General features: G+C 66.8%; 8 protein-coding genes. 2 read left to right on the top strand and 6 right to left on the bottom strand.

The window, feature by feature from the left end; genetic code table 11:
* Nucleotides 1-420: 420 nt before the first annotated feature.
* Nucleotides 421-4,056, top strand: a complete 3,636-nt coding sequence (locus IV113_RS13150; protein ID WP_291085642.1) for a DUF748 domain-containing protein — start codon at nt 421-423, stop codon at nt 4,054-4,056.
* Between the two features lie 121 nt (nt 4,057-4,177).
* Nucleotides 4,178-6,937, top strand: coding sequence for a DUF349 domain-containing protein (locus IV113_RS13155; RefSeq protein ID WP_291085645.1), 2,760 nt, complete (start codon nt 4,178-4,180; stop codon nt 6,935-6,937).
* Nucleotides 6,938-6,974: 37 nt separating this feature from the next.
* Here IV113_RS13155 and IV113_RS13160 read toward each other — a convergent pair whose 3' ends face one another.
* The 6 genes from IV113_RS13160 to IV113_RS13185 all read right to left on the bottom strand — a co-directional run bounded on the left by IV113_RS13160 (nt 6,975) and on the right by IV113_RS13185 (nt 12,330).
* Nucleotides 6,975-7,850 carry a M90 family metallopeptidase gene (locus IV113_RS13160; protein ID WP_291085648.1) on the bottom strand — a complete coding sequence of 292 codons (876 nt, stop codon included), beginning with the start codon at nt 7,848-7,850 and terminating at the stop codon, nt 6,975-6,977.
* Nucleotides 7,850-8,662: a UDP-2,3-diacylglucosamine diphosphatase gene (locus IV113_RS13165; protein ID WP_291085651.1), complete on the bottom strand. Its 813-nt coding sequence runs from the start codon at nt 8,660-8,662 to the stop codon at nt 7,850-7,852. The genes IV113_RS13160 and IV113_RS13165 overlap by 1 nt, the downstream gene beginning before the upstream one ends.
* A 35-nt stretch (nt 8,663-8,697) precedes the next feature.
* Nucleotides 8,698-9,204, bottom strand: coding sequence for a peptidylprolyl isomerase (locus tag IV113_RS13170; protein ID WP_291085654.1), 507 nt, complete (start codon nt 9,202-9,204; stop codon nt 8,698-8,700).
* 2 nt (nt 9,205-9,206) lie between these two features.
* Complete coding sequence (locus tag IV113_RS13175) at nt 9,207-9,896, bottom strand: peptidylprolyl isomerase (protein ID WP_291085719.1); 690 nt, start codon at nt 9,894-9,896, stop codon at nt 9,207-9,209.
* Nucleotides 9,897-9,901: 5 nt separating this feature from the next.
* Nucleotides 9,902-11,302: a L,D-transpeptidase gene (locus IV113_RS13180; RefSeq protein ID WP_291085657.1), complete on the bottom strand. Its 1,401-nt coding sequence runs from the start codon at nt 11,300-11,302 to the stop codon at nt 9,902-9,904.
* A gap of 71 nt (nt 11,303-11,373) precedes the next feature.
* Complete coding sequence (locus tag IV113_RS13185) at nt 11,374-12,330, bottom strand: tetratricopeptide repeat protein (protein WP_291085722.1); 957 nt, start codon at nt 12,328-12,330, stop codon at nt 11,374-11,376.
* Nucleotides 12,331-12,338 lie beyond the last annotated feature (8 nt).

A 12,338-nucleotide genomic window follows, 5' to 3' on the forward strand; every position in this document is an offset into this window, starting at 1 on the left:
CGAATTTAACCGTTCATCGGTTCAAGCCCACCTTTCACGTCGCAAAACGGGGTTTCGGGTCTCCTGAATAGGCTTGAGAGGCGTGATTGAAAAGCTTCATGGGCGATCCGACCGACTTGTCTTGCCGCAGGAGGGACCCGGGAGTACGCTTGGCGTGCCAGTCGTGATGACCGGCATCAGCCGACCCAGCGGTGTAGCCGCATGACGGCCCCCAACGGGAGCAATCTGTTGCTTCCAGGCTGGAGAGACATCAAACTCCCTCCGCCAAAACAGACGGCATGAGCATTCAAGCCCGCCGTCAACCCCGGCAGACCTCGTCTGTCGGGGTTTCTTGTTTCTGGGCTCCTTCGGTAGATGAAGTGCAACGCGACCTGAGTTCGGAGACACTGGCGCAATGCTTTTCGCCCACACCCCGCGCCCATGAGCAACCGCTCTTCCAGTCTCCCGTCCAACCCGTGGCTCAGACGTCTGATTTGGGCCGTTCTGGGTGTGATGTTGCTGTGGCTGGTCACATGGCTGGCGGTGCCCGCGCTCCTGAAATGGCAGCTGCAAAAGCAAGCCAGCCAAGCCTTGGGTCGCCATGTGACGGTGCAACGGGTGGATTTCCGGCCTTGGTCGCTGGAGCTGTCGGTGGAGGGAGTGCGCATGGCCACCGCCCAGGGCGATGGGGAGCAACTGTCGGTGGCCCGGCTCTATCTGAACGCCGAGCTGCAGTCGATCCTGCGGCTGGCGCCCGTGATCGATGCCTTGAAGATCGAGCAACCGCGTCTGGCAATGCGCCACCTGGGTGGCGGGCGCTACGACGTGGACGACATCGTGCAGCGTCTGCGTGTGCCGCCGTCAGATCCCGCGAGCGAACCCGCACGGTTTGCGCTGTTCAACATCGAGCTGGCCGGTGGCGAATTCACCTTGGTGGACGACACGGTGGGCGTGACCCACCAGTTGCGGGGTCTGGCGCTGAGCGTGCCGTTTCTGAGCAACCTGGCTTCGCGCCGCGAGGTGGTGACCGAGCCACGTCTGGCCTTCGAGCTCAACGGCAGCGCTTTTGATTCGCGTGCAGCCTCCACCCCGTTTGCCCCCGATCGCGAAACCGATGCCAGCCTGTCGATTCCTGCACTCGATCTGGCGCCCTATTTCCCTTACTGGCCCGCGGCCTGGACCCTCAAACCCGAGGCGGGGGTCCTGAATCTGAACCTGAAACTGGCCTTTGTGCAGCGCGACGTGCCGCAGGTGTGGCTCTCGGGCGATGTCGCGCTCACGGTGTTGAAACTGGTGGAACGTGCGCCAGGCGGTGGCGCAACGGGCGTTTTGTCGTGGGAGCGCCTGGACGTGAAACTCAACCGGGTCGAGCCGCTGGCGCGCAGGATGGATCTGGCGGCCATCGAACTGAAGGCGCCGAACCTGACCGTCTCGCGTGATGCCCACGGGCAACTCAACCTGGCCCGCCTGGCCAGCGGCTTCGGGTCGACAGCGCCACTGGTGCCGGCTGGGGCCCAGGCGCCAGCGGCGCCACCCGTGCCTTGGGAAATCCAGCTCGGCAGGTTGGATGTGGAGGGCGGACGCGTTCAATGGCGCGACGATGCAGTGAATCCCCGGACCGAGATGGCGCTGGATGCGTTGCGCTTGCAAACCAGCGGGCTGAGCTGGCCGGTGCGTGCGCCGATGCCTTTCGAGGTGTCGGCGCAACTCGACCAGACCACCATCAACGTGAAGGGCACCGCTACCGACGTCACTGCGCAAGCGGAGCTGTCTCTGGGAGACATTCCCCTGGAGCGTTTCGCTCCTTATATATCCAGCGCGCTCAAACCTGCCTTGCAAGGACGGCTGGGCGCTGAAGGTCGAGTCGAGTGGCAAGCCGCGCAGGGCGATCGGCCCATGGGCCTGCAATTGATGGCCGCCCGGATCGACCTCAACGAGTTGAAACTCGGGCCAACCCGGCAACCCCTGGCCAGCTTGAAGCGTTTGCTGATGGAAGACCTGCGGATCGATCTTGCCCAGCGCAGCGTCGACATGGGCAGCCTGACCCTCACCCAGCCCCAGTTGAGGGTGCAGCGGGAGGCCAATGGCAGCTGGATGTTCGAGCCCTGGCTGGTGGCGACAACCTCTCCAGTCAGCAGATCAACCGCAGGTCCCGCCGGGCAGGCGACCCCCTGGCGCGCAGGTCTGACCACCTTGCAAATCGCGGGTGGTTCGGTCGGATTTGTCGACCGCATGCCTGCGCGCCCGGTGACGCTGGCCATCTCCAATCTGCAACTGGACCTCAAGGGTCTTCGGCCGCTGGACGTGGACCAGAAAGACATGGCGTTGTCGGTCAAGGCCAGGGTGGGTGCTGGCCCGTCCAGCCAGGTTGCGCCTGGCCAGATCTCGGTGGCCGGTGCCTTGCGTCTGCCCGCGCCGGGGGGTGCGGGCATGCGGCTGGACGCCCGGGTCCAGGCCGAACGCCTGCCCGCGCACGCGCTGGAGCCTTACTTTGCCGATCGCCTCAACCTCGAGCTGCTGCGTGCCGACGCAAGCTACCGGGGGACGGTGAAAGCCAGCCTGCCCGGTGGCGCCCTGGCTCTCAACCTGCAGGGCGACGCCGCGCTGGATGAACTGGCTGCCAATACCTTGTCGCCCGCTGAAGATCTGTTGGCCTGGAAGTCGCTGCAGGTGCGCGGCCTGCAGCTTGCCCTGGTGCCCGGGCAGGCAACCAAGGTGGCGGTGCGCGAAACGGTGCTCACCGACTATTTCGCCCGCCTGATCATTGACGAGGCCGGCAAGATCAACCTGCAAGGCCTGTTCAACCCACCCGGGGAGGCACCCCGTGCCGAACAGGTGCCGCCGCAGACCACCGCGGCCGCCAGCGGGCCCGGGCCCGACATCCGCATGGGTCCGATCAGTCTGGTCAATGGCCGTGTGCGGTTTTCCGACCGCTTCATCAAGCCCAACTACACCGCCAATCTGAGCGAACTCACCGGAAGCCTGGGCGCTTTCTCCAACGCAAAACCGGCCGGCGCCGCACCGGAGCTGGCGGCTTTGTCCTTGCGCGGGCGCGCCGAGGGCACGGCCGCGCTGGAGATCGACGGCCAACTCAACCCGCTGGCGCAGCCGCTGGCACTCGACATCAAAGGCCGCGTGCGCAACCTGGAGTTGCCGCCGCTGTCGCCCTACACGGTGAAGTACGCCGGTTACGGCATCGAGCGCGGCAAGCTCAGCGTGGACGTGGCCTACAAGATCGATCCCGACGGCCGGCTCAGTGCGAGCAACCAGATCGTGCTCAACCAGCTCAGCTTTGGTGACCGCGTGGCCGGCAGTGAAGCGCCCAACCTGCCGGTGAAGCTGGCGGTGGCGTTGCTGGCTGATCGCAACGGCGTGATCGACATCAACCTGCCGGTGAGCGGTTCGATCAACGACCCCCAGTTCCGCTTGGCGCCGATCATCTTCAAGCTCATCTTCAACCTGATCGGCAAGGCCATCACCGCGCCGTTCTCGTTGATCGCCAGTGCGTTCGGCGGGGGTGCGGAGGCGCCCAGCCAGGTGGTGTTTGCGCCGGGCAGTGCGGTGCTGGCACCCGAAAACCAGCAGCGGCTGGAATCGGTGGCCAAAGCGTTGACCGACCGCCCCGCACTGCAGATCACGGTGGTGGGACACAGCGATCTGGAGGCCGAGCGCAGCGGCTACCAGCGCAGCCGGCTCGACGAACGCGTGCTGGCCGAGAAGCGCCGGGCCCTGGCGCGCGAGGGCAAGCCGATCCCCGACACGCTGGCGGTGTCTGCCGACGAATACCCGGCGCTGCTCAAAGAGGTGTACCGGCGCGCCGACATCCCCAAGCCGCGCAACCTGATCGGCATGGCCAAAGACATTGCGCAGCCCGAGATGGAGGCCTTGCTGCTGGCTTCGATACCGGTCACGCCCGACGCGCTGCGCGATCTCGCGGTGGCGCGTGGGCAGGCGGTGAAAGACTTTCTGGCCAGCCGGTCCCTGCCCGAGGACCGCATGTTTCTGGGCGCGCCGCAGCTGGCCCGCCAGGGCGATGACTGGCGGCCGCAAGCCGAACTGCGTCTGGCACCGCGCTGATCGAACCTCCGGCCAAGACCCGATCAGGTCCGTAAGGTGGCGCGCACTCGAACAGCGGCGACAATACGCGTTTGCCGCGCCGCTCTGGCGCGGCCTCTGTCTTGATTGAACTGACGCCTCCATGTCGCTGTTTTCCCTGCGCAAGTCTTCCTCATCCCCTCAAGCTTCCCTACCTGCCGTGAACACGCCCACCCCTTCCAAGTCCGCAGCTGCTGCGGCCCATCCCCTGGACGCCGTGACCGGTGGAGCGTTTTCCGCGCCCACCTCGGGCGAGCGCGCTGCGCGCATCCGCGAGTGGCTCGCCACGGAGCCGGGCCTGGAGCAGATGAACGAGGTCTACAAGGAGTTGTCCAACCGCGACCGCGGTGCAGCCAAGCCCCTGAAGGAAAAGCTCGACGAGCAGAAACGCTTGAAGTCGCAGGAGCAGATGGCGGTGGAGTGGGCGCAGAAAGCGCAGGCCCTGCTGGACCATTCGCGCCTGAACCTGGCCGACGCGCTGGCTTGGCAGCGCGATGCCGCCCGCGCGGGCGCGCCGCTCTCGCGTGAGCCTCTGGCCACGCTGCGCCAGGCGCTGGCCGAGCGCGTCAAAGCCATCGAAGACCTGCAACACCGTGTGCAGGTGGAGCGTGAGGCCGCGGTGTTGATCGCGCAACGCATCGAGGTGCTGTCCACCAAACCCTGGCGCGAAGCCCAGCACAGCGCCCAGACGTTGCAGGCCGATGTCGCCCAGTGGCAGGAGCAGGCCAGCGGCCTGGCGCAGGACCCGCAATGGGCCAGCGTGGACGTGAAGTTCCCGCCCATGCTTGACGCCTCGCGCAAGCAATTGCAACTGGTGTGGGACGCGTTCGAAGCGGCCCTGGCTCAGGCTGTGGCCGCAGACGCCGATGCGCAAGCGCCGCTGCCCGCCGTACCCGTGTGGGCCGACGAGCTGCGCGTGGCGCGCGGCGGCGAAGCCGCTGCCGTGGCCGAGAAGCCCGCGGTGGACACGCAAGCCCAGCAAGAGCGCCGCGCCCGCGTGAGCACCGAACTCGGCCATGCGCTGGATGTGCTGGAGCGCGAACTCGCCGAAGGCCATGGCAAGGCCACGCCCAAGGCCGCTGCCGACGTGCGCGCCGTGCTCAAGGCCAACGGTCGTTTCGTCAGCGCCGCGCTCGACGCACGCGCCCACGCGGCACTGAGCCAAGCCGGCGAACTTGAAGGCTGGCAGCGCTGGCGCGCCGACCAACTGCGCGAAGAACTCGTGGCCAAGGCCGAAGCCTTGCTGCAAGCGCCCGAAGGCCAGCGCCTTGGCGGCCGCAAGATGCAGGAGACCCTGCGCGGCCTGCGCGACCAATGGAAGACCACCGACCAGGGTGGCCAGCCCAACCACGCCTTGTGGAAGCGTTTTGACGAAGCCTGCACCGAGGCCCACAAGCTGGTGGAAGCCTGGCTGGTGCAGGTGCGCCAGCAGGCCGAAGCCCACAAGACACAGCGCCTGGCCATCATTGCCGAATTGAGGGCATGGACCGAAGCGCACGCTGGCAACACCGACTGGAAATCCCAGGTGCGCGCGCTGCACACGTTCTCGGAGCGCTGGCGCGAAGCCGGCCACATGAGTGAAAAGGCGTTTGCCGAAATGCAGCCGCAGTGGAAAGACGCCATGCACGCGGCCCACGCGGGCCTGGAAGCCGCGCAGGCCGAGAGCACGGCACGCCGCAAGGCACTGATTGAAGAAGCCACCGCGCTGGGCGCTGCGCCCATGTTGCGCATCGATGCGGTGAAGGCGCTGCAGCAGCGCTGGCAGGCCGAAGCGCATGCGGTCCCGCTGGAGCGCAAGCACGAGCAGAAACTCTGGGAAGCTTTCCGCCAGCCGATCGACGAGGCGTTCGCGCGCAAGAGCACCGAGCGCGAGAAGGCCACCACGTCGCTCAACGCGCATGACCAGCGCGTGCTCGACGCGTCGCGTGCGCTGGAGCAAGCCAGCGCGAGCGGCGATGCGCAGCGCATTCGCGCGGCCATGCACGAACTCGAGTCGGCGCTGGCCGGCCGGCCGCCTGCGGTCGAGTCCGCGCCCGTCGCCGTTGCCGCTGCTGAGAAAGCCGCGCCGAGCGAGTCCGTTGTGGAGCCTGCAGAGCCCGCGACCGAAGCGGTCGACGAAGCTGGCGAAGCCGATGAAGCCGAAGCGAGCGGCGCCGAGGTGGCCGCCCCGGCTGAACCGGTGGCGCCAGCCAAACCCGCTGCACCGCCCAAGAAGCTGGTGGCCATGCGCGGTGACGACCGTCCCGGCATGAAGAAGGCCGAACCCGCCGGCCGCGATGCGCGCGGTGGTCGCCCCGACTCGCGCCGCGACGGTGGTGCTGGTCGGCCAGATTCGCGTGGCCCCCGCGATGCCCGTGGCCCGGGTGCAGCAGCCCCGTGGCGCGACGAGCGCGAGCAGCGTGGCCCGCGTCTGGGCGACGCGGCGTTCCGCGCCCAGCGCCAAGCCATCGAATCGGCCGAGGCCAGCTTGCGCAAGCTCGCAGCGCAAGCCCACGGCGAAGTGCTCACGCAGCTCATGACGGCGTGGGAGAAGCGCGATGCCGAGCAGATGCCCACGGCCCAGGTGCTGGGCTCGCGCGTGAGCGCGGCCAGCCGCGGTGCGTGGTCAGCCGCCGTGTCCAAGGCCGCCGGCGCGTTGCCGGCTGAAACTTTGTTGCGCCTGGAGATGGCCGCAGAAGTGCCCACACCAGCCGAACACCTGAGCGAACGCCGCATGCTGCAACTGCAGTTGCTCACGCGCCGCCACGCGGCGGCACCGAGTGAAACCTGGGTTGAGGATGTGGCTGGCGTGCTCGCATCGCCGTTTGATGCGTCGGCTGCCCGCCGTCTTCAAACCGTGTTGAAGGTATTGCTCAAGCGCTGAATCCGTCGCCCACCAGCATGCAAAGGCCCATGCAGACTCAGTCTGCGCGGGCCTTTTTCATGGGGCGGGACGCAGGTCTGAAAAAGCCGTCGTACAGCACCACCAGCGCCGGAAACTCTTGCGCGAACCGGTCACGGCTCACGAAGTAGGCTTCGCACGTGACGGCAAAGAACTCGGCGGGGTCCTTGGCGGCGTAGTCGTCGAGCCAGGGGCGCTCGGCGCCGAAGCGTTCCGCCATGGTCACGGCTTCCCGGAAATCGTCGAACGCGACCTGCATGGTCTGGCGCCACAAGCTTCTCGCCTCAGTGCTACTGCGTGTGTCCATGAACTCCTTGGGCAAGGGCGGTGCGCCGTCCGGATGCTCGCCGAGCGAGATGCCGCGCATGTCCATCTTGTGCACGAACTCGTGGATCACGACATTGCTGCCGCTCTCGGCCGCCACGCTTGCATGAGCGACTTCTTCCCAGCTCAGCATCAGCGGGCCGCGGTCCATGGCTTCACCGGCCAGCACTTCGTCGTAGTGGTGCACCACGCCAGCCCCGTCGGTGGTCTTGCGCCGTGCCACGACGGCACCGGGCTGCACCACGATGCCGACGAAATCGCCGTACCAGTCGAGCAGCTTCAGCGGATCACGCACTGCTTCGCCGGATGTGCCGTGCATGTGCAGCAGCGGCAGGCAGGCTTGCGCTGCGATGGCGAGGGCCATCGCATCGGTGAGGGCAAGCCCATTGGCACCGTGGAACTCTTTCTCAACCAGGAAGTGGGTGCACAGCAGGCGCAGGCGCGCGCGCTCTTCGCGGTCGAGCACCGACAGAAACGGGTGGGCGGCGAGGGTGGATTGCCAGAGCGCGTCGGGCACCGGTGTCGGCTGGCGCAGCGAGCGCGGCAGCAGGCGCTGGAGCAGAGCGATCATCACAGCGGCAGTGGGATGCGGCGCAGCCCCCGGGCGTCGAGTCGCAGCACCTCTGCGCGTGGCGGTTGAGCGGCGGCATCCCAGTCGCTGAGCACCACGCGCTGCAGGCCGTCGCCCAGAGCGTGTTCGGCCGGGCGGTGGGTGTGGCCGTGAATCAGGGTGTGGGCGCCGGCGGCCAGCAGGGAGTCACGTGCTGCGGTGGTGTCCACATCGGCCCACAGGCTGGGATCGCCCGCGGTGCTGCGTTTGCGCGCCTCGCTCTGCTCGCGCAGACCGCGGGCTATTGCCGTGCGTTCGGCCAAAGGGCGGGCCAGGAACTCGCGCTGCCACGCCGTCTGACGAACCTGCTTGCGAAAACGCATGTAGTCGGTGTCTGCCAGGCACAACGCGTCACCGTGGCTGAGCAGCCAGTGCTGGCCCAGGAAGTCGAGTGCGGTCGGATCGCTCAATCCCTGCATGCCGCAGGCCTTGAGGCCTTCGGCACCCAGCAGGAAATCGCGGTTGCCGGCCATGAAATACACGGGGGTGTGCAGGCTGAAAGCCTTGAGGGCATCGGCGCAAGCGCGCCAGAAGGTCTGGTCGGTGGAGGCGCTTGAATCAAGCACGTCGTCACCCACCCATACCTCGAACAGGTCGCCCAGGATGAAGAGGGCGTCGGCCTGTTCATGCGCGGGGCGCTGCAGAAAAGCGCGCCAGACCTCAAAGGTCTTCGGCTCGCCAGGCTGCAGGTGCAGGTCTGAAATGAACTCGACCGCTTGCCAGTGCGCGGGTGCGCGCAGCTGGGCAGAGCGGTCGGGAGAGGGGGCGGACATCAGGCCAGGGGCTGCCAGGGGCAACGCCCCCGGGGTCACAGAGCGATGGCTTTTTCGATCACCACATCGTCCTTCGGCACGTCGTCGTGGAAGCCCTTGCGGCCGGTGGGCAGCCCTTCGATCTTCTTGACGATCTCAGCGCCCGAAACCACCTTGCCAAACACGGCATAACCCCAACCCTGCGCGCTGGGCGCGGTGTGGTTGAGGAAACCGTTGTTGGACACGTTGATGAAGAACTGCGCGGTGGCCGAGTGCGGGTCGCTGGTGCGCGCCATGGCCAGGGTGTAGGTGTCGTTCTTCAGGCCGTTGGTGGCCTCGTTGGCGATCGGCGCGTCGGTCGGCTTCTGGGTCATGCCGGGTTCGAAGCCGCCGCCTTGCACCATGAAACCGGGGATGACGCGGTGGAACACGGTGTTGTTGTAGTGGCCCTTGTTCACGTAGGCCAGGAAGTTGGCGGCGGACAGGGGGGCTTTTTCAGCGTCGAGTTCGATCGTGATGACACCGTGACCGGTGATGTGCAGTTCGACTTGGGGGTTGGCCATGGTCATTTCTCCAGGGTGGCTTTGAGGATGGTGATGGGGGTTTTGGGTACGTCGGAGGGAAACGGGCCACCGGAGCCGGTCGGGGTTTCCTTGATCTTGTTGACCACGTCCATGCCCGAGACGACTTTGCCGAACACGGTGTAGCCGTAGAGCTCGCCGGCGTTGAGCAGGCTCGCGCGCGGCACGTCTTTGTAGATCTTGCCGCGGTACTCGAACTGGGGCACCGGGTCGCCGGGGGGAATCGGGGTGGGATCGAGGAAGGCGTTGTCCTGGACGTTGATGAAGAACTGTGACGATGCAGACTGCGGGTCGTTGGTGCGTGCCATCGCCACCGTGCCGACCGTGTTGCGCGGGCCGCCACGCTGCAGCGCAGCCTGGCCTTCATGCGCCACGGGCGCGCGGGTGGACTTTTGTTTGTAGCTGGCGTCAAAGCCACCACCCTGCACCATGAAGTTGCTGATCACGCGATGAAACACCGTGCCGTCGTAGTGCTTGTCCTTCACGTACTGAAGGAAATTCTCGACCGTCTTGGGGGCCTTGTCAGGGTAGAGCTCCAGCACGATGTCACCCATGGAGGTTGTGAGCTTCACGCGGGGTGCTGCGTTTTGAGCCAGGGAGGGCAACCAGGCCAAGGAAGCTGCCACGGCGAGGGCGCCGAGCACTCCACGGCGCAGCGGCTTGGGGGCTTGCATTGTCATCAGAGGGTTCCTTCGAAAAAGATGGTCCAGCGGTCGCTTTCGCGGATCCAGTACTGGCGCTTGGTCACGCCGCGGCTCTGGCCGGCGGCGACCTCGCCGAACGTAACGATGCGGGTGTCCTCGGTGTCGTTCCAGCGCAGGACCGACAGGTCCTTGATCGCCAATTCGCGCGGACCCGTGGTGCGCAGTTCGCCTTCCACCTTGGGCCACCATTGAGCCAGATCGCGCCCCTGGGTCGAGAAGCGGGTTGAATAAAACCCTTTGAGCTCGGTCAGATTGCCTTCGCTCCGGCTGCGGCGCCAGGCCTCCAGCACGCTTTCGAACTGCTCGCGGTCGCTGCTCAGAGCGTCGGGTTGGACCCACTGCAATCCGGGTGCAATGACCACCGGTGTGGTGCGAATCTGCACCGTGGCGAGCACGCGCTCGAGGTCCGGGTTGGACAGCACGACACACCCGTCCGACGCCTGTGGGGCACGCACGAACTGGTCGCTGGGCGTGCCGTGCAGCCAGATGCCGCTACCGGTCTTGCCACGCTGCACGTCGAGCGGGTTGGGGTAGTTGATGGGCAGGGCGCCCACGCCGTAGAGGTCGGGCAGATCGGCCGGGTTCAGGCTGCTGGTGATGTAGTACACGCCCAGCGGCGTGCGCTTGTCGCCCTCGACGGCCTTTTCAATGCCGGACAGGCCCACCGAGATGTAGAAGTCCGCGACCAGCCGCAGCCTGGGCTGGCGGTCAGCATCGGGGCTGGAGCGCGCCGGGTTGAGATTTTCGAACAGGTACAAGCGCGAGCGCGATGCGTCGATGGCAATGGCGTGGCGGCTCTGAGGTGCGAGCGTGAGGAACTGGGAGGGAATGCTGCCTTCGGGCGGACGCTCGGTGAGTGCCAGCAAGCGGCGGCGCGACTCTTCGCGCAGCGTGGACAGCTGTTGGCTGGCGGCCAGGGCCTTGGTGTCGGGCACGTCACCGAGCTGGCGCACGGGCCGGGCCTGCAGGCTCAGCAGGTCGCCGTGCACCAGGTGGGCCAGCTGAAAGTTGGGGTGGTCCTTGACCAGTTTGTCGGCAAGCGCGAGCGCCTCGCGGTGCTGGCCCTGGCTGATCAGTTGGTAAATCCCGATCAGGCGCGCTTCGGCCTGCCCCAGCATCGGCTTGACGGCATCGAATCGGGCAGGGGTCAGGCTGGTTGTCTGCAGGCCCGAGGGATTGACCGGCAACTGGCTGCGCGCCGCGTCTTGAACGTGGGCCATGGCCTGGTTGAGCAGCGAGGGCTCGGTGGTGTCGAGGGATGTGACTGGACCAGGGCTGTTGGCCCGTGACACGTCTTGCCGGCCGGCGTTGATGAGCACGACCAGCAACACGCAGCCCGCCAGCGCGCCCAACCCCCAGGCGGCGCGTCGGCTCATGCCCGCTCCTTGTCCCAGCAGACCCGCGGGCACACTGGCATGACCGCGTTGACCCATCCTCCGACCGGCCATCAAGAGCCCGTGGATTCGCGCACGATCAGCCAGCGGTTGCCGCTCTTGACCATATCGAGCGTTTTGCGGCTGGTGACGTTGAGGGTATCGGAGGTGTAGTCCTGGCGAAACCGGGCGGTGGCCTTGTCAGCGTTGACCGTGACCTCCAGATCGCTCACGTCCACCCCGATGCGGGTGCGAGGTTCGATGCGGGCACGGCGATCCGACTCCCAGGCCTTGCGGGCCTGGCCGCCGGGTGGAGCGAAGCTGCTGGCGTAGGCGCCAAGGTAGCCGCTCATGTCCTTGGAGGACCATGCGCCAGCCCAGGCGCGCACGGCCGCCTCGACTTCACGCTGGGCATCGGCCGCCACTGCGGGCGCAGGCGGTGCGGCGGCGGGGGCCGCAGCGGGGCTGGCCGGTTTGGTGACCGCCACCACGGGCGCCGGGCTGGTCGGTTTGGCCGCTGCCGGAGCGCTGGCAGGTGCCGCAGCCACCGAAGCCGCCGCAGCACCCGAGCGGGTGTCGGCGGCAAACAGGTTGCGGATCAGGCTGAGCTTGGGGGCCACCGCCGGGTTGGTGCCGTCAAGTTGCAGCGCCTTGCTGTAGGCCTGGCTGGCAAGTTTGGCGTACACATCGCCCAGGTTCTCGTGGGCGGTGGCGTAGCTCGGGTTGGTGCGGATCGCCATCTCGAGCGCGGCGCGCGCCTTGTCGAACTGGCTCTGGCCGGCGTAGAGCACGGCGAGGTTGTTGTAAGGCTCGGGCAGTTCGGGGAAGTCTTCGGTGAGCTTGCTGAAGGTGGTGATCGCGTCTTGTGTCTTGCCGCTCTCGGTGAGGATCACGCCCTTGAGGAAGCGCATCTGCGGATCGCGCGCCTTGCCCACCAGGTACTGATCGGCCTTGGACAGAGCCTCGGCCAGTTGGCCACTGCGCAACAGGCGGTTGACTTCGGCGTACTCCTCGTTCTGCGCCATGGCCATCGACGTGC

It is taken from the genome of Hydrogenophaga sp. (assembly GCF_018780385.1).
Classification (GTDB): Bacteria; Pseudomonadota; Gammaproteobacteria; order Burkholderiales; family Burkholderiaceae_C; genus Hydrogenophaga.